Source organism: Actinosynnema sp. NPDC059335, assembly GCF_042752395.1.
GTDB lineage: Bacteria > Actinomycetota > Actinomycetes > Mycobacteriales > Pseudonocardiaceae > Actinosynnema.
Genome location: NZ_JBHYXZ010000082.1, coordinates 15,216 through 32,810, shown reverse-complemented (window position 1 = coordinate 32,810; position 17,595 = coordinate 15,216). Strand labels below are relative to the sequence as shown.

Sequence of the window (17,595 nt, the reverse complement as noted above, 5' to 3'; positions counted from 1 at the left end):
GGCTACCCCGCCCGCGGGCCACCACTCGCCCGGCCCCCCCGGGGCCCCCCCCGGCGCCCCCGGGTGGCGTCCCCGCCCCCCCACCCCCCCCGGGCCCACCCGGCCCCCCGGCGGGGGGGGCGCTCCACCAGTCTCGAGGACCTGATGAACACAGCAGCGAAGCTCTCCGCCTACGGTGCGGTGGTGGCCCTGGTCGCCGGTGGCGCCTGGGCCGCCGGTGGCGCTGTCGGTCCCTTCGCCGTCCCGACCGCCGCGAGCGGTCACGACGGCGCGCCCGGCGCCGAGGACGCCGGGCACGGGGACGACCACAGCGGCGCCGTCGCGGGGAACGCGCAGGACCAGCCCGCGGGGCTGGCGTCGTCCAGGGGCGGTTACACCCTCGCGCCCACCGACACGACGCTGACCGCGGGGACCAACTCCTTCTCCTTCCGCGTCCTGGGGCCCGACGGCGCGGCGGTCACCGCCTTCGACGTCGAGCACGACCGGCGCATGCACCTGATCGCGGTCCGCCGCGACACGTCCGGCTACCGGCACGTCCACCCGGAGATGGCGCCGGACGGCACGTGGACGACGTCGCTCGACGTCGCCGGAGCGGGCTCCTACCGGGTGTTCGCCGACTTCACGCCGACCGGTGGCGAGGCGACCACGCTCGGTGTCGACGTCGAGGCGGCCGGCGCGTACGAACCGCGCACGCACCCGTTGTCGCGGGAAGCCGAAGTCGACGGCTACCGCGTGCGACTGGACGGTGACCTGGTGCCCGGTCGCAGCTCGCCGGTGCGGTTGACGGTGAGCAAGGACGGCGCGCCCGTGACGGACCTGGAGCCGCACCTGTCGGCGTACGGTCACCTGGTGGCGTTGCGCCAGGGCGACCTGGCCTACCTCCACGTGCACCCCGAGGGCGCTCCCGGCGACGGGCGGACGCCCGCCGGACCGGAGATCGCGTTCGTCGCCGAGGTGCCGTCGGCGGGCGGCTACCGGCTGTTCCTGGACTTCCGGCACGACGGGGTCGTGCGCACGGCCGAGTTCACCGTCGCCACCGCGGCGGACCACGACGACGAGGAAGGGCACGGTCATGGCTGACGCGCAGGTCGAACTGGCGATCACGGGCATGACGTGCGCCTCGTGCGCGGCGCGCATCGAGCGCAAGCTGAACAAGCTCGACGGCGTGACCGCGACGGTGAACTACGCGACCGAGAAGGCGCGCGTCACGTTCCCGGCGGACGTGGATCCCCGGACCCTGGTGGAGACCGTGGAGGCCGCCGGCTACCAGGCCGCGCTGCCCGCGGTCGAGACGGCGGACCCGGAGCCCGAGTCCGAAGTGGACCCGACCGCGGCGCTGCGGCAGCGGCTCGTCGTCTCGGCGGCGCTGTCCGTGCCGGTGGTGCTGCTCGCGATGGTCCCGGCGCTGCAGTTCACCTACTGGCAGTGGATCTCGCTGGCGCTGGCCGCGCCGGTGCTGGTGTGGGGCGCGTGGCCGTTCCACCGGGCCGCGTGGACGAACCTGCGGCACGGCGCGGCCACCATGGACACGTTGATCTCGATGGGCACGATCGCGGCGTTCGCGTGGTCGTTGTACGCGCTGCTGTTCGGCACGGCGGGCGTGCCGGGCATGACGCACCCGTTCGAGCTGACCATCTCCCGCACCGACGGCGCGGGCGCGATCTACCTGGAGGTCGCGGCCGGGGTGACGACGTTCATCCTGGCGGGCCGCTACTTCGAGGCGAGGTCCAAGCGGCGGGCCGGTGCGGCGCTGCGGGCGCTGCTGGAGCTGGGCGCGAAGGACGTCGCCGTGCTGCGGAACGGCCGCGAGGTCCGTGTCCCGGTGGGCGAGCTGGCGGTCGGCGACCGGTTCGTGGTGCGGCCGGGCGAGAAGATCGCCACCGACGGCGTGGTGGCCGAGGGCAGCTCGGCGGTCGACGCGAGCATGCTGACCGGCGAGTCCGTGCCGGTCGAGGTCGGCCCCGGGGACGCGGTGGTCGGCGCGACGGTCAACGCGGGCGGCCGGCTGGTCGTGCGGGCGACCCGGGTCGGGGCGGACACGCAGCTCGCGCAGATGGCCAAGCTGGTCGAGGACGCGCAGAGCGGCAAGGCGGAGGCGCAGCGGCTGGCGGACCGGATCTCGGCGGTGTTCGTGCCGATCGTGATCGCGCTGGCGGTGGGCACGCTGGCGTTCTGGCTCGGCGCGGGCGGCGGGGCGTCGGCGGCGTTCACGGCGGCGGTCGCGGTGCTGATCATCGCGTGCCCGTGCGCGTTGGGGCTGGCCACGCCGACGGCGTTGCTGGTCGGCACCGGGCGCGGCGCGCAGCTCGGCATCCTGATCAAGGGGCCGGAGGTGCTGGAGTCGACCCGCCGGGTGGACACCGTGGTGCTGGACAAGACCGGCACCGTGACCACGGGGCGGATGGGCCTGGTGTCCGCGCACGTCGCGGCCGGCGTCACCGAGGACGAGGCGTTGCGGCTGGCCGGGGCGCTGGAGCACGCGTCGGAGCACCCGATCGCCAAGGCGGTCGTGGCCGGCGCGGCGGAGCGGGTCGGCGACCTGCCCGACGTGGAGGACTTCCGCAACCTGGAAGGGCTCGGCGTGCAGGGCGTGGTCGACGGGCACGCGGTCGTCGTCGGGCGGGAGCGGCTGCTGGCCGAGTGGGGCGTGCACCTGGACGGCCCGCTGGCCGAGGCCAAGCGCGCGGCCGAGGAGCAGGGCCGCACCGCGGTCCTGGTCGCCTGGGACGGCGAGGCGCGGGCGGTCCTGGTCGTCGCGGATACCGTGAAGCCGACGTCGGCGGAGGCCGTTCGGCAGTTGCGCGGCCTGGGGTTGACGCCGGTGCTGCTGACCGGTGACAACGAGGCGGCGGCCCGCGCGGTCGCGGCGGAGGTCGGGATCACCGAGGTGATCGCCGAGGTGCTGCCGCGCGACAAGGTGGACGTCGTCGCCCGCCTCCAGGGCGAGGGCAAGGTCGTCGCGATGGTGGGCGACGGCGTGAACGACGCCGCGGCCCTGGCCAAGGCGGACCTGGGGCTCGCCATGGGCACCGGGACCGACGCGGCGATCGAGGCGAGCGACCTGACGCTGGTGCGGGGCGACCTGCGTGCGGCGGCGGACGCGATCCGGTTGTCGCGGCGCACGTTGGCGACCATCAAGGGCAACCTGTTCTGGGCGTTCGCCTACAACGTGGCCGCGCTGCCGCTGGCGGCGGCCGGGCTGCTCAACCCGATGATCGCGGGCGCGGCGATGGCGTTCTCGTCGGTCTTCGTGGTGTCGAACAGCCTGCGGCTGCGCGGTTTCCGCGGCACCGCGACCACGACCCACCCGACCGACGCCGCCGGGTCCACTCGCGACAAGGTCCCCGCCACCCTCTCCTGACCACGAGAGTCCAACGCTCGCGTCACGAGAGTCCAACGCTCACGGCACCCGGATTCAACGCTCGGCGTTGAACTCACGGCTCGTGAACGTTGGACTCTCGCGCGGTGGGCGTTGGACTCTCGCGCGGTGGGCGTTGGACTCTCGCGCGGTGGGCGTTGGACTCTCGCGCGGTGGGCGTTGGACTCGGCCGGCACGCGGTGCGGCGCGGTAGGTCCGCGGCCCGGTGATGTGGCCGATGTGCTTGCGCCGCAACGACACCAGGTGCTCGACCGCGAGCCGCGCGCCGCCCTCGTCGTCGGCGATCACGGACAGGTCGGCCGGGTCGCTGGACTCGCAGTGGACGTAGACGACCGGCACCGGGATGTCGCGGGTCGGCGACGGCCGCACGTCGTTGTCGTCGCCCAGGACGATGAACCCGTCGACCTGCCGGGCCGGCAGCGTGCCGATGTAGTGCCGGCGGCGGATCGCGTCACCGCGCGCGTCGCACAGCAGCACCGACATCCGCTCGTCGCCAACGCGTTCTCCACGCCCGGCAGGATCGGGATCGCGAACCGGCCGCCCAGTTCGTCGGTGAGCAGCCCGACGGTGCGGGTGCGCCCCGAGATCAGGCCGCGGGCCAGGGCGTTGGGCTGAAACGACAACTCCGCCGCAGCACGCGTTTTCGCGTGGCGGGCGCGACCTCGTCCCGGGCGTTGACGGGCCTTGGACGCCGTGGAGATCGACACCCCGGCCGGCCGCGCCACGTCGCCGAGGGGCACCGCATCGGGTCGCCGCCTGCCCATTGAAAGCCTTTCGAAACGTTTGTCGAACGTCGAATCGACTGTAGTAGCTCGTCAACACCGGGTTAGCCATGGTGGTGCACGGCTTCGAGCGTCCACAAGGACGATTGCCGAAAAGGTTTTCGGCTGCCAGAGTGCTGACTGGGCACACCGACCGCGGGGAGGCACGCAGATGACGGTGACGTCGCCGGGCACCACGGCTGTCGGGGGACGCCCGCTCGTGCCTTCGCGCGGGAGGCTGCTCGGCCGGGACGAGGTGCGCGTCACCTGGTCACCGTGGCCCGCCGGGTCGCGGACCACGTGTGCGAGACGTCCGGCCCGGACGGCACGTCCGCCGTGTGCGGCCACCCCGGGATCGAGGCGGCTTCGGTGGAGCCGGCGCGCGTCACGGGGGAGCGGCATGCCGGCCTGGCGGCTGCTGCCGGCCACCGGCGACGGCCGGTACGACGAGGTGATCGAGCGGATCCTCCACAACGTGGTCGCCACCCGCGGCCGCCGTCAGGTGCCGGTCGGCGACATCGTCGTGTGCCGGGCGTTCGCGGTCGGCGAGGAGGTCCGGCTGGAGTTGCCCGCGCGGCCCCGCTTCACCGCCGCCGACCCGAGGATCGACGCCACGCGCGGCTGCGTGGCCGTCGAGCGCGGGCCGCTGGTGTGCTGCGCCGGGGCGCTCGCCGACGGCCGGACCGCGCCGCTGCGCCTCGTGCCCTCCCACCGCTGGGCCCACCGGGGCCCGTCCACCATGCGGGTCCGGTTGCCGACCGCCTGACCGGGCCGCCCGCTCCCCGATCCCCGCCGCCATGCAACGCAGTCACGTCGGAGCAACGGCAACCGGAAGGAGGATCGCAGTGTCGCGGTCCTGGAAGAGAGCAGTGCTGGGCGGGCTGGTGCTCGCCCTGGCGTTCGGCGGCGCGGGCGTCGCGCAGGCCGGGCAGTCGCGGGACGTCGCGGTCGCCGCCAACCCGGCGACCTGGAGCCCGCCGGCGAACTTGGTGACCCCGCTGAACCAGGTGTGGTCGCACCAGGAGAGCACCTACGGCAACCTGTACGGGTTCCGCAACTACGGCTGGGACCAGGTGTTCGTCAACGGCGGCTACCTGAACTTCTGCGTGCGGTGGGACTCGTCCGCGCCGGTCAGCGCCTCGCTGCGCGACCGCGTCCACGCCAAGCTCGCCGAGCAGTACGGGAAGTGGATGGACCTGATGGTGGGCCACAACAACTGGCCCTACGCCGAGGTGCCGGTCAGGGTGGTCGGCTGGGCGGTCCGCGACCGCGCCACGTTGCAGTGGACGGACAACTCGGTCGACATCTACGTCAACAACATCCGGGAGAACGCGCCGCAGTGCGCCGAGCCGTGCGGCCGGTTCTTCGTCCGCGACGGCCAGTACCGCAACTGCCCGGGCGGCGTGGCGCGGCACTACGACCAGTCGCTGTGGCTGACCGCCGGGATGGGCGGCGGCGCGGGCGGCGACTGGGGCCAGCGCCTCGGCAGCGAGTACTTCGTGAACAACCTGGGCTCGCCGAACGTGCACATCCTGCTGCACGAGATCGGCCACACCTTCGGGCTGGACGACTTCTACGACTGGACGCCGTCCGGCGTGGGCGGCTTCCTCATGAAGGCGGGCAGCGCGAGCACGATCACGGAGTTCGACGCCTGGATGTTCCGCGACTGGTGGCGGCACCTGAAGAGCCGCTACGGCCGCTGATCGCCGACGACCGGTGCCCCGCGCCCTTCCCGCGCGGGGACACCGGTCCCGCCGCACGCGTTCCCGCCGGCGGCCGGACCTTCCCGGTCCCAGTAGAGGTAGGACTGGCCGTCGTCGTCGGTGAACACCGTGGGGCCGATGTTCGCGGGAGCCGTCCACCGGGTCGTCCGGGTGTGCGGGAGGTGTCGGACCGGGAACCTCGCGGCGTCCGCCTCCCACGCCTCGCCGTGGGAGTCGGTGGCCGCGATCAACCACGGGATCGGCCCGCCGTCGTCGGACGACGCGGACCCGGTCGGCCTGCCGGGGGTGCGGGTCTTCGGGTGACGAACGGGGGACCGGCCGCGGCCGGTCCCCCGTTCCCGCGGCGGTGTCAGCAGCCGCCGCAGTTGTAGTAGGTGACGTCCCAGTGGTTGCTCTCCAGGTAGTAGACGTTCCCGGAGCCGGACTGCCACTTGTTGCCACCGATGTAGCCGAACGTGCCGCGGATGTAGTTGCCCAGGCAGGTCGACAGGCTGAAGTCGAGCTTGTAGCCGTTCCAGTGGCTGTAGGTGCCGCTGGCGTGGCCGGTCTCGGTGCCGCCGGTGATGTTCAGGGCGCAGCCGGTGGCCCGCTTGAGCGTCTCCGCGCCCTGCACCGTGGTCAGGTTGATCTGCTCGAACGACGTGCAGGTGGAGTTGTTGCGGTCGCTGCACCCGCCGCTGGACGACCACGTGATGCCCGCGGTGCGGAAGCGGGACGCGGCCTGCGAGTGGCTGAGCTTGGTGACCAGCGCCGTGACCGGGGTGTCGGCGGCGGGGGCGAAGACGGTGTCCTCGACGGCCTGGGCGGGAGCCGCCGCGGCCGTCGTCGCGCCGGTGACGGCGAGCAGTGCGGTGGCCGCGGCCACGAGTGCGGCGCGGAATCGTCCGGTGCGCATGGGGGAGGTCCTTTCGACGGCAGGGATCGTCGGATTCGCAGCTTAGGTGTCCGCTTGTCACCGCACAGCGGCCAAGTGGGAGATTTTCCGACAGAACAGGCCGTGGTATGGGAGTCGGCCGGGAAACCCGTTCGGCGGGAGGCGCGCGTCCGCCCTACCCTGACGTCGTCCGCGCGGGAATCCGGCTCCGAGGAGGAAGTGAGATGCGGCGACTCGACGGTGTGCTCCGTCCCGATGCCACTGCTCACACCTCCGAGGTCCGCCATTCCCGCCCGAACCCTCAACCTGGGCGTGCTCGCGCACGTCGACGCCGGTAAGACCAGCCTCACCGAGCGGCTGCTGTTCGACCACGGGAGGATCCCGCGGCTGGGCAGCGTCGACGCCGGTGACACGCAGACCGACAGCGGCGAGCTGGAACGCCGCCGCGGCATCACGATCCGCTCCGCCGTGGCGTGGTTCGCGCTGACCGACCCCGTCCTGGGCGACCTCCAGGTGAACCTGGTGGACACGCCGGGGCACCCCGACTTCATCGCCGAGGTGGAACGCGCCCTGTCCGTGCTCGACGGCGTGGTGCTCGTGCTCTCGGCGGTGGAGGGGGTGCAGGCGCAGACCAGGGTGCTGATGCGGACGCTGGCGCGGCTGCGCCTGCCGACGCTGCTGTTCGTCAACAAGGTGGACCGCGCGGGCGCGCGGCACGACGACCTGCTCGCCGAGATCCGGCGCCGGCTCACCCCCGCCGTCGTGCCGATGGCGCGGGTGGACCGGCTGGGCGCACGGGACGCGGCCGTCGTGCCCCGGTCGTTCGCCGACCCCGGGTTCGCCGCGGAGGTGGCCGAGCTGTTGGCCGACCACGACCTGCGGGTGCTGGACCGGGTGCTCGCGGGCGACGCGCCGGACGACCTGCCCGCGCTGCTGCGCGACCAGACGTGCCGGGGGCTGGTGCACCCGGTGTTCTTCGGCTCCGCGCTGTCGGGCGCGGGCACGGCGGGGCTGGTCGACGGGGTGCGCCGGTTCCTCGCGCCGCGCCCCGCGCCGCCGGGGGAGCCGCGCGGCACGGTGTTCGCCGTCGAACGCGCCGCCAACGGCGAGAAGGTCGCCTACCTGCGCCTGTTCTCCGGCACGGTGCGCGCCCGGCAGCGGGTGGCGTTCCGGCGGCGCGACGACTCGGGCGCGGTCGAGGAGCACCGGGGGCGCGTGGCCGGGCTGGAGGTGGTCGGCGGTGGCGCCGGGCCGCTCGTCGCGGGCGGCATCGGCAGGCTGCGCGGCCTGCCGCGGGTGCGCGTGGGCGACCGGCTCGGCCCGGACGACGACGGCCCCCGCCGGCACTTCTCGCCGCCGGTCCTGGAGTCGGTGGTGCGGCCCGCGCGACCCGGCCGGGAGTCCGAGCTGCACGCCGCGCTCACCCGGCTGGCCGACGAGGACCCGCTGATCCGGACCAGGGCGGTGGGCGACGGCTCGACGTCCGTCCTGCTGTACGGCGCGGTGCAGCGGGAGGTGCTCGCCGAGCGGCTGGCAGCGGAGTTCGGCGTCGAGGCGGTGTTCGAGCAGGCCCGGCCGGTGTACTTCGAACGGCCCGCCGGCCGCGGCGAGGCCCGGCACGAGTTCGTCCCGCGCGGGCCCAACGACTTCTGGCAGACGGTGGGCATCCGGGTCGAGCCGCGGCCGCCCGGCGCCGGCAACCGGGTGGTCCGGGAGGCGCAGCTCGGCCTGCTGCCGAAGTCCTACCACCGGGCCATCGAGGACGCGGTGACCGCGACGCTGCGGCAGGGCCTGCACGGCTGGGAGGTGGCCGACTGCGCGGTGACGATCACGCACGTCGGCTGCGAAGCGCCGATGACCACCGCCGCCGACTTCCGCGATCTCACGCCCATGGTGGTGCTGGAGGCGTTGCGCCGGGCGGGCAGCGTGGTCCACGAGCCCGGCCACCGGGTCGAGGTGGAGGCGCCGGAGGACGCGCTGGGCGCCGTCACGGGCCTGCTGCTCTCGCTGGGCGCGACGCTCGGCCCGCCGGTGGCGTCGGGAACGGGGTGGCTCGTGCCCGGCGACCTGCCGGCCCGCTCGCTGCACGACCTGGTGTCCGCGCTGCCCGGCCTGACCCGCGGCGAGGGGAGCGCGTGGCACGAGCCCGGCCCGGCCCGACCGGTCCGGGGCCCCGCGCCGACCAGGGCCCGGACCGACGGCAACCCGCTCGACCGCGACGAGTACCTGCGGTTCCTGTCCAACCGGGACCTCGATTTTTGACAGGTACCTGTCAATCTGGGAGGTTGTCGGGCGTGACCGAGTTGTCCGATCGCGGCCGGGAGTTCTCGCACCTGCTGGTCGAGGTGTTCCGGGTGAACGGCCTGCTGCTCGCGGCCGGCGACGGGCTGGCCGGGCCGTCCGGCCTGACCAGCGCGCGCTGGCAGGTGCTCGGGGTGGTCGACCACGGGCCGTGCACGATCGCCCGGGTGGCCCGGACCATGGGGTTGACCAGGCAGGCGGTGCGGCAGACCGCGGCCGGGCTGGTGCGCGACGGGATGGCGGTGTTCCGGGACAACCCGGACGACCGGCGGGCCAGGCTGCTGGCCCCGACCCCGCGCGGCCGGGCGGCGTTGCGGGAGGTCGAGGCGCGGCAGGCGGCGTGGGCGAACGACCTGGGCGGCCGGCTGCCCCTGGCCGAGCTGCGCGCCGCCACCGGCACGCTGCGCGACCTCGGCGACCTGCTGGAGGAGTAGTGCGTCCGGGCGGGCCGTTCGCCCGCGCCCGAGGGCTGCGGCCCGGACGCCGGCGGGCGGCCGGGAGGAGGGTCGGCGAGCGTCGGTCAACCTTGCCGTCGAGGCCGGCCGTCCGGGCGGGTGGCGAGGTGGCCGGGTGGCGTTACCGGGTCCGCGCGGCGGGGTACCCACCCGGCCGTGAGGAGCGACCCATGACCGCCCGGGACCACGCACCGGACCCGCCGGACCCGCAGGCGCCGGACCCCGTCGTCCCGCGCCGGCCGCAGCCCGCCGGCCCCGAGCCGGTGCCGCCGCGGCCGTTGCCCCCGCCGCAGCCGCCGACCTCCGGCCGGTGACCGTGGCCGGGATCAGCGGGCTCACCTGGGGGATCACCATCGGCCTGGTCGTCGCGCTGCTCGCGGTGGACCTGGCGCTGGCCGCGCTGCGGCCGCACCGGGTCGGCATCCGCGAGGCGACCGCCTGGTCGGTGTTCTACGTGCTGTTCGCGGTGGCGTTCGGGGTGTGGTTCACGCTGCGGCACGGCGGCGACGCGGGCACCGAGTTCTTCGTCGGCTACCTGGTCGAGAAGAGCCTGTCGGTCGACAACCTGTTCGTGTTCGTGATCATCATGTCCACGTTCGCCGTGCCGGAGGAGCACCAGCACAAGGTGCTGACGTTCGGCATCGTGCTGGCGCTGGCCCTGCGGGCGGTGTTCATCGCCGTCGGCGCGACGCTGCTGTCGATGTTCTCGTTCGTCTTCCTCCTGTTCGGACTGCTGCTGCTCTACACCGCCGTGCAGCTGTTCCGGCACCGCGACGAGGAGCCCGACGTCGAGGACAACGTCGTGGTGAAGACCGCGCGCCGGGTGCTGCCCTTCGCCGACGACTACGACGACGGGAAGCTGTTCAGCCGGACCGGGGGACGGCGGGTCGCCACGCCGCTGTTCCTCGTGCTGCTCGCGATCGGCAGCATCGACGTGCTGTTCGCGCTGGACTCCATCCCCGCGGTCTTCGGCATCACCTCCGAGCCCTACGTCGTGTTCGTCGCCAACGCGTTCGCGCTGCTCGGCCTGCGGGCGTTGTTCTTCCTGGTCAAGGGCCTGCTGGACCGGTTGGTGTACCTGTCGACCGGGTTGTCGCTGATCCTCGCGTTCATCGGGGTGAAGCTGGTGCTGCACTGGGCGCACGAGGACGTGGACCCGCGCGTGCCGCAGGTGCCGACGCTGCTCAGCCTCGGGGTGATCGTGGTCGTGCTGGCGGTCGTGACGGTGGCGAGCCTGGTCCGGACCCGGCGCGACCCCTCGGTGAAGGCGCGCCCGGGTTCGCTGCGGGCCCGGCGGGCCGCCGAGTCGTCCGACCGGCGGTCCGCCGGCTGAGGGCGTCCCCCGCGTCTTCCCGGGCCGGTCAGCGCCGGAGCAGGTCGCGCAGCGCCCCGACCACCTCACCGGGCGCTTCCTCGGCCATGAAGTGGCCGCAGGACACGGTCCGGTGCTCCAGGTCCGGGGCCCACGCGCGCCACCGGGCGGCGGCGTCGAAGCCCAGCGCCGCGCCCCAGTCCTGCTGGAGCACGGTCACCGGCATGCGCAGCCGGTTGCCGGCCTCCCGGTCGGCCAGGTCGTCCGCCACGTCCGCGGTGGCGGAGGCGCGGTAGTCGGCCACGATCGACGGGACCGCCTCGCGCGACGCCTCCAGGTACGCGGCGCGGACGTCGGCCGGGATCGCGGCCGGGTCGGTCGCCCACAGGTCGAGGAAGTGGCCGAAGAACGCGTCCGCCGAGGCGGCGATCATGGCCTCCGGCAGGCCGGGCGGCTGCGCCATCAGGTACAGGTGGAAGCCGACGGCGGCGCTCGTGCCGTGCAGGACGTCCCACATGTCCAGGGTCGGCAGCACGTCCAGCGACGCCAGGTGGGTGACCGCGTCCGGGTGGTCGAGGCCCGCCCGGATGGCCACCAGCGCGCCCCGGTCGTGGCCCGCCAGCGCGAAGCGGTCGTGCCCGAGCGCGCGGGCGAGGGCGACGACGTCGGCGGCCATCGTGCGCTTGGCGTAGGTCCGGCCGTCGTCGGCCGGCTTGTCGCTGGCGCCGTACCCGCGCAGGTCGGGGCAGATGACGGTGTGGTCGGCGGCCAGGTCGGCGGCGACGTGCCGCCACATCAGGTGGGTCTGCGGGAACCCGTGCAGCAGCACGACGGGGCTGCCCGACCCGCCCACGGCGACGTTGAGCGCCACGCCGTCGGCGACGGTGACGCGCTGCCGGGTGAACTCGCTGATCATGCTCGCTCCTCGGTGGTTCGGCTTGCCCCACCACCCTCGGCGAGGCCGATCAGCGGCCGATCAGCGTCGGCTCAGCACGGGGGTACGTTGTCGGCGATGGTGCTTTTCCGGGTGCTGGGGCCGCTGGAGGCCGTGGGCGACCGCGGGCCGGTCGACCTCAAGGGCCCGCGGCACCGGGCCGTGCTGGCGCGGCTGCTCGTCGCCAAGGGGCGGGTGGTGCCGGTCACCCGGCTGATCGACGACCTGTGGGAGGGCGACGCGCCGGACCGCGCGCAGGGCGCGGTGCAGACGTTCGTGGGCGCGCTGCGGAAGGCCCTCGAACCGGACCGCCCACCGCGGACCCCGGCCCGGCTGCTGGTGACCGTGCCGCCGGGGTACGCGCTGCGGGCGGACGAGGTGGACGCGTGGCGGTTCGAGGCGGCGGTCGCCGGGGCGGCGCGGTCGCTCGCCGAGGGGCGGCCCGGGGAGGCCCGGACGGCGCTGGGGGAGGCGCTGGGGCTCTGGCGCGGTCCCGCCTACGCGGAGTTCGCCGACCGGCCGTGGGCGCGGGGCGAGGCCGCGCGGCTGGACGAGCTGCGGCTGCTGGCGGTGGAGCGGCGGGCCGAGGCGGCGTTGGCGCTCGGCGAGGCGGGGGAGTCGGTGCCGGACCTGCGCGACCACGTCGCCGCGCACCCGCTGCGCGAGGACGGCCGCCGGCTGCTGGCCCTGGCGCTGTACCGGACCGGGCGGCAGGGGGAGGCGCTGGCCACGCTGCGCCAGGCCCGCGACGTGCTGCGCGCCGAACTGGGCGTCGACCCGGCCCCGGCCCTGCGCCGCCTGGAGTCGGCCATCCTCGCCCACGACCCGGCCCTCACCGCCCCCGCCCCCGCGGCCCCACGACCGGTCGACCCCGCCTCACCTGCCACCTCCCCACCCGCTGCCGGGCCACCCGCTGCCGGGCCACCCGCTGCCGGGCCACCCGCTGCCGGGTCGCCTGCCACCGGGTTGCCCGCCACCGCCTCGCCCGCCGCCCCCGCACAACCGGTCCACCCCACCTCGCCTGCCACCTCCCCACCCGCCCCCACCCCGCCCGCCGTCTCGCCCGCCGCCGTCCCGCCGGCCGGCGGCGCGGACCCGACCGCCGCCGGGTCGCCGTCCGCTCCGCCGTCGGCCGCCGCGCCCAGCGCCCGGACCCCGGTCGACGCTCCGGCCGCCGCTGCGCCCGCGCCCGTCGTCCCGGCGGTGCCCCCGACCTCGCCCGCCGTGCCGCTCGACCTGCCCCCGGCCGCGCCGCACCCGTTCGTCGGCCGGGACGCCGAGCTGGCGCAGCTCGACCAGGCCGCGCGCGAGGCCCGGTTGGTGCTGGTGTCCGGCACCGCGGGCGTCGGCAAGACGGCGCTGGTCAGGGTGTTCGCCGACCGGCTCGCCGCCGCCGGCTGGACGACCGCCTGGGCCACCTGCCCCGAGGGCGCGCCCACCGCCTGGCCGTGGACCCGGATCCAGCAGACCCTCGCCGCCGCCGGGCACCCACCCCCGCCGACCCCCGCCGCGCGCTTCGAACGACACCGCGCCATCGCCTCCTACCTGGCCGGCATCCCCCACCCGGTCCTGCTCGTCTTCGACGACGTGCACCTGGCCGACGAGGACACCCTCGACCTGCTCACGTCCCTGGCCCACCCCGACACCGGACGCCTGCTCGTCGTCGCCACCTACCGCTCCACCGAGATCACCCCGGCCCTGACCGCGGCCCTGGCCCGCGCCGCCCGCGCCGAGCCCGCCCGCGTCTACCCGGGCGGCCTGCCCGAGGCCCGGGTGCGGGAGCTGGTCGAGGCCCTCACCGGCCGCGAGCCGACCCCGGCCGACGTCCGCGCGATCCACGGCCGCAGCGCGGGCAACCCGTTCTTCGTCCGCGAGCTGACCCGCCTGTGGGAGGCGGACCCGGAGCTGCGCAGCGTCCCCGCCGGCGTCCGCGACGTCCTGCGCCACCGCCTCGCCCGGCTCACCGACACCGCCCGCACCCACCTGCGGCAGGCGTCGGTCCTCGGCCGCGACGTCGACCTCGACGTGCTGGTCGCCCTGGCCGGCGACGAGGACGCGGTGCTGGACTCCGTCGAGTCGGCGTTGCGCGCGGGCTTCCTGGTCGAGCCCGCCCCGGACCGCCTGCGGTTCGCCCACGCGCTCGTCCAGGAGACCCTGTACGAGGACATCGCCCACGCCCGCCGCGCCCGGTGGCACGCCGAGGCCGCCGACGTCCTGGAGCGGACCCGGCCCGACGACGTGGACGCCCTCGCCCACCACCTCCTGCGCGCCGGGCGCCGCGTCGCCGACGCCCGCACCGCCCGCTACACCCGGGCCGCCGCCGAACGGGCCGAACGCCGGTTCGCGCCCCACCAGGCGGCGGCGCTGTGGCGGGAGACACTGGACCGGTCCGCGCCGGCCGACCGGCCGGCCGCCGTGGCGGGCCTGGTGCGCGCGCTGGCCGTGACCGGCGACCTGGAGCAGGCCCGCCGCCACCGCGCGGAGGCCATCCCGGAGGTCGAGGACGACCCGGTGCTGACCGCCCGCACGATCGGCTCGTTCGACGTGCCCGCCCTGTGGACCACCAACGACGACGAAGCCCTGTCCGCCCGCCTGGTCCACGCGGCCGAACGCGCGCTGCGCGCCCTACCCCCGGGGCACGACGCCGACCGCGCCCGCCTGCTGGTCACGATCGCGATGGAACGCCGCGCCGACCCGGGCCGGCGCGGTCTGGCCGCGGCCCTGGAGGCGGAGGTCATCGCCCGCCGCCTGGACGACCCGCCACTGCTCGCACTGGCGCTCAACGGCCGGTTCCTCCAGACGTGCCACCGCGCCGGCCTGGCACCCGACCGGGCCCGGCTCGGCGACGAACTGCTCGACCTGTCCGCCCGCCACGGCCTGGTGACGTTCGAGGTCCTCGGCCACCTGATCGCCGTCCAGGCCCGGACCGCGCTCGCCGACCTGCCCGCCGCCGACCGCCACGCCGCCGCGGCCGACGCCCTCGCCGACCGCCACGACCTGCCGCTGGTCGGCGTGTTTACGACCTGGTACGCCGCGCTGCGCCTCGCCGTGACGGGTCGCCGTGCCGAGGCGGCGGCCGCCTACCGGGCCGCCGCGTCCCGCCTGACCGGCGCGGGCATGCCCGGTGTGGAGCGGGGCATCCTCCCGTTGGCCCTGCTGAGCCTGGGGGAGGTCGTCCCGGACGCCGACTGGGGCCCGTACGAGCCGTGGGCGCGCCCCATCACCCTGCTGGCACAGGGGAAGCGGGCCGAAGCGCTCGCCGCCGTCGTCCCCGATTCACCGCACGACCTGCTGTTCGAGGCCAGGACGTGCCTGCACGCCGCGCTCGCCGTCGAAGCGGGCGACCGGCCGACCGCGGCCCGCCTCTACCACGCCCTCCTGCCCGCCGCCGACGAGCTGGCCGGCGCGGGCAGCGGCCTGGTCTCGTTCGGACCGACCGCCCACCACCTCGGCACGCTGGCCGCCCTGCTCGGCCGCCACGACGAAGCCGCCGCCCACCACCGCCGGGCACGCGAGCTGGCCGACCGGCTCGGCGCTCCACAGTGGACACCACCGCGCCCGGCCGCGCCACCGCCCGCCCGATCGTGACCCCGCCCGCCTGCTTGTCCTCGCCCGCCGCCTGCTTGTCCTCGTCCGCCGCCTGCTCGACCGCGTCACCGCCTGCTCGACCGCGTTCCCGCGCGCTGCCGCCCGCTTGACCGCGTTCCCGCGCCACCGCGCGAACGGAAGCGGCTCACCCCTCCGCACCGGGCGTGACCAGACCCGTCTCGTAGGCGACCACCACCGCCTGCACCCGGTCGCGCAACCCGAGCTTGGCCAGGATGCGCGCCACGTGCGTCTTCACGGTCGCCTCGGACAGGTGCAGCCGGCCCGCCAGCTCGGCGTTGCTCAACCCCCGCGCCAACAGCCGCAGCACCTCCAGCTCCCGCGGCGTCAACGCGGCCAGGTCGCGGTGCACCGCGGCGGTCTCCCCGCCCCGGTGCGCGAACCGTTCCACCAGCCGGCGCGTGATCGCGGGCGCGAGCAACGCGTCGCCCGAGCGCACCATCCGGACCGCGGCGACCAGGTGCTCCGGCGTGACGTCCTTGAGCAGGAACCCGCTCGCGCCCGCCGACAACGCCGCGTACACGTAGTGGTCGAGGTCGAAGGTGGTCAGGATGATCACCCGCGGCCCGTCGTCCGCGCCGGCCAGGATGCGCCGGGTGGCCTCCAGGCCGTCCAGCTCCGGCATCCGCACGTCCATCAGCACCACGTCCGGCACGGTGCGCCGCACCGCCTCCACGGCCTCCACGCCGTTGGTCGCCTCGCCGACCACGTCGATGCCGTCGGCGGTGAGGATCATCCGGAACCCGGTCCGCACCAGCACCTGGTCGTCGGCCACCACCACGCGCAACGGGCGGCTCACCACGCCTCCGCGGCCGGTTCCAGGGGGATCGACGCGGTGACCCGGTAGCCGCCGCCGGGCCGCGGCCCGGCGTCCAGCGTGCCGCCGTAGACGGCCAGGCGCTCCCGCAGCCCGATCAGCCCGTGCCCGTTGCCGGCCGCCGCGCCGGGACCGGGCCCGCCGCCGGTGTCCTCCACCTCCACCCGGAGGTGGTCCGCGCCGTAGGCCACGGTCACCGCCGCGGCGCCGCCCGCCGCGTGCTTCACCGCGTTCGTCAACGCCTCCTGCACCACCCGGTACGCCGCCAGCTCCACCCCGGACGGCAACGGCCGACGCCGCCCCACCACCCTCGACTCGACCGGCACCCCGGTGTCCCGCACCCGCGCCACCAACGCCTCCACCTGGTCCAGCCCCGGCTGCGGCGCGAGGTCCGCCGGGTCCGGACCGCCCGCCGCGAGCAACCCCATCACGTGCCGCAGCTCCGTCATCGCCGCCCGACCGCCCGCCTCCACCGCCAACAACGCCTCCCGCGCCTGTTCCGGCGACACCGCCATCACCTTCCGCGCCGCACCCGCCTGGATCGTCATCACGCTCACGTGGTGCGTCACCACGTCGTGCAGCTCCCGCGCGATCCGGGACCGCTCGTGCTCGACCGCCCGCCGCAACGCCTCCGCCCGCTCCCGCTCCAGCGCCGACACCTGCGCCCGACCCTCGTCCGTGCGGACCTTCCACGTGCGCAACCCGTTCGCCGCCACCACCAACGGCACCAGGACCAGCACCGGCACGTACTGGTTCGGCACCACCGGCAGCTCCGGGTCCCGGAACACGCCCACCGCCAGCACCACCACCGCCAGGCTCGCCAACGCGGGCGGCCGGTACGGGCTGTACGCCGCCGCCGAGTACGCCGCGACGACGCACGCGTAGAACGTGAGCCTCGGCGCGTCGAACGGCGTCACCAACGTCGCGTACAACACCACCCACAGCACGGCCAGCGGGTACCGCCGCCGCAACGCCAACGGCACCGCCGCCACCACCACGACCAGCACCGCGCCGAACGCGTCCGCGGGCCGCTGCGGCGGCACGGGCGCGACCAGCCCGCCGACCACCACGTGCTGCGGCCCGTCCTGCGCGGCGATCGCGTACTGCGCCGACGCGATGCCGATCACCAGCGCCAGCACCACGTCGAACACGTAGTTGCGCGGCGCGGGCCGCGGCAGCGGACCGGTCGGCACGACCGCCGACGCGACCCGGGCCCGCAGTCGGTCCGCCACCGGCGCGTTCGTCACGCGGCCATTCTCACCGACCCTCCCACCGCCCCACATCCACCCGGACGACCCCCTCGCTCCCACCGTTCGACTACATCGCGAGGATGACACCCGCCCGCCCTCATCCCCGCGGGCGACCGGAAATGCCCCAGCGGACCGACGCGCCACCGCCCGCCCCGCTCCTAGCGTCCACCGGGCCATGCCCG

Annotated in this window: 15 protein-coding genes; 10 read left to right on the top strand and 5 right to left on the bottom strand. The window is 75.4% G+C overall.

What is annotated here, in order from left to right:
* Nucleotides 1–144: 144 nt before the first annotated feature.
* Together ACFXGA_RS24245 and ACFXGA_RS24240 are read left to right on the top strand one after the other, a co-directional pair.
* Nucleotides 145–1,080, top strand: a complete 936-nt coding sequence (locus ACFXGA_RS24245; RefSeq protein WP_378091342.1) for a hypothetical protein — start codon at nucleotides 145–147, stop codon at nucleotides 1,078–1,080.
* Nucleotides 1,073–3,361 carry a heavy metal translocating P-type ATPase gene (locus ACFXGA_RS24240; RefSeq protein ID WP_378091340.1) on the top strand — a complete coding sequence of 763 codons (2,289 nt, stop codon included), beginning with the start codon at nucleotides 1,073–1,075 and terminating at the stop codon, nucleotides 3,359–3,361. Before ACFXGA_RS24245 ends, ACFXGA_RS24240 begins: the two co-directional genes overlap by 8 nt.
* 54 nt (nucleotides 3,362–3,415) lie before the next feature.
* Here the strand turns inward: ACFXGA_RS24240 and ACFXGA_RS24235 are convergent, their stop codons facing one another.
* A complete protein-coding gene (locus tag ACFXGA_RS24235; RefSeq protein ID WP_378091338.1) occupies nucleotides 3,416–3,862 on the bottom strand; it encodes a hypothetical protein in 447 nt (148 codons plus the stop codon).
* 678 nt (nucleotides 3,863–4,540) lie between these two features.
* Between ACFXGA_RS24235 and ACFXGA_RS24230 the strand changes: the two genes are divergently transcribed.
* The 3 genes from ACFXGA_RS24230 (at nucleotide 4,541) to ACFXGA_RS24220 (ending at nucleotide 6,167) form a co-directional block, all read left to right on the top strand.
* Nucleotides 4,541–4,906, top strand: coding sequence for a hypothetical protein (locus ACFXGA_RS24230; RefSeq protein ID WP_378091336.1), 366 nt, complete (start codon nucleotides 4,541–4,543; stop codon nucleotides 4,904–4,906).
* Nucleotides 4,907–4,985: 79 nt separating this feature from the next.
* On the top strand, nucleotides 4,986–5,843 hold the full coding sequence (locus ACFXGA_RS24225; protein ID WP_378091334.1) for a hypothetical protein: 858 nt from the start codon (nucleotides 4,986–4,988) through the stop codon (nucleotides 5,841–5,843).
* A gap of 138 nt (nucleotides 5,844–5,981) precedes the next feature.
* Nucleotides 5,982–6,167, top strand: a complete 186-nt coding sequence (locus ACFXGA_RS24220; protein ID WP_378091332.1) for a hypothetical protein — start codon at nucleotides 5,982–5,984, stop codon at nucleotides 6,165–6,167.
* 46 nt (nucleotides 6,168–6,213) lie between these two features.
* Here the strand turns inward: ACFXGA_RS24220 and ACFXGA_RS24215 are convergent, their stop codons facing one another.
* Nucleotides 6,214–6,759, bottom strand: a complete 546-nt coding sequence (locus ACFXGA_RS24215) for a hypothetical protein (RefSeq protein ID WP_378091330.1) — start codon at nucleotides 6,757–6,759, stop codon at nucleotides 6,214–6,216.
* A 234-nt stretch (nucleotides 6,760–6,993) separates the two neighbouring features.
* Here ACFXGA_RS24215 and ACFXGA_RS24210 point away from each other — a divergent pair, with 234 nt between their 5' ends.
* The 4 genes from ACFXGA_RS24210 to ACFXGA_RS24195 all read left to right on the top strand — a co-directional run bounded on the left by ACFXGA_RS24210 (nucleotide 6,994) and on the right by ACFXGA_RS24195 (nucleotide 10,827).
* Complete coding sequence (locus tag ACFXGA_RS24210; protein ID WP_378091328.1) at nucleotides 6,994–9,000, top strand: GTP-binding protein; 2,007 nt, start codon at nucleotides 6,994–6,996, stop codon at nucleotides 8,998–9,000.
* 32 nt (nucleotides 9,001–9,032) lie between these two features.
* Nucleotides 9,033–9,473, top strand: a complete 441-nt coding sequence (locus ACFXGA_RS24205; protein WP_378091326.1) for a MarR family winged helix-turn-helix transcriptional regulator — start codon at nucleotides 9,033–9,035, stop codon at nucleotides 9,471–9,473.
* Nucleotides 9,474–9,664: 191 nt separating this feature from the next.
* Nucleotides 9,665–9,808, top strand: coding sequence for a hypothetical protein (locus ACFXGA_RS24200; RefSeq protein WP_378091324.1), 144 nt, complete (start codon nucleotides 9,665–9,667; stop codon nucleotides 9,806–9,808).
* A 2-nt stretch (nucleotides 9,809–9,810) separates the two neighbouring features.
* Nucleotides 9,811–10,827, top strand: a complete 1,017-nt coding sequence (locus ACFXGA_RS24195) for a TerC/Alx family metal homeostasis membrane protein (protein WP_378091357.1) — start codon at nucleotides 9,811–9,813, stop codon at nucleotides 10,825–10,827.
* Between the two features lie 28 nt (nucleotides 10,828–10,855).
* On the opposite strand, the gene ACFXGA_RS24190 is transcribed toward ACFXGA_RS24195, so the two are convergent.
* Complete coding sequence (locus ACFXGA_RS24190; protein ID WP_378091322.1) at nucleotides 10,856–11,722, bottom strand: alpha/beta fold hydrolase; 867 nt, start codon at nucleotides 11,720–11,722, stop codon at nucleotides 10,856–10,858.
* 96 nt (nucleotides 11,723–11,818) lie between these two features.
* Here ACFXGA_RS24190 and ACFXGA_RS24185 point away from each other — a divergent pair, with 96 nt between their 5' ends.
* The gene (locus tag ACFXGA_RS24185) at nucleotides 11,819–15,328 is read left to right on the top strand and encodes a BTAD domain-containing putative transcriptional regulator (protein ID WP_378091320.1); all 3,510 of its coding nucleotides are present in this window, start codon (nucleotides 11,819–11,821) and stop codon (nucleotides 15,326–15,328) included.
* A 145-nt stretch (nucleotides 15,329–15,473) separates the two neighbouring features.
* Here ACFXGA_RS24185 and ACFXGA_RS24180 read toward each other — a convergent pair whose 3' ends face one another.
* Nucleotides 15,474–16,145 carry a response regulator gene (locus tag ACFXGA_RS24180; RefSeq protein ID WP_378091318.1) on the bottom strand — a complete coding sequence of 224 codons (672 nt, stop codon included), beginning with the start codon at nucleotides 16,143–16,145 and terminating at the stop codon, nucleotides 15,474–15,476.
* Nucleotides 16,142–17,410, bottom strand: coding sequence for a sensor histidine kinase (locus tag ACFXGA_RS24175; RefSeq protein WP_378091316.1), 1,269 nt, complete (start codon nucleotides 17,408–17,410; stop codon nucleotides 16,142–16,144). The genes ACFXGA_RS24180 and ACFXGA_RS24175 overlap by 4 nt, the downstream gene beginning before the upstream one ends.
* Nucleotides 17,411–17,595 lie beyond the last annotated feature (185 nt).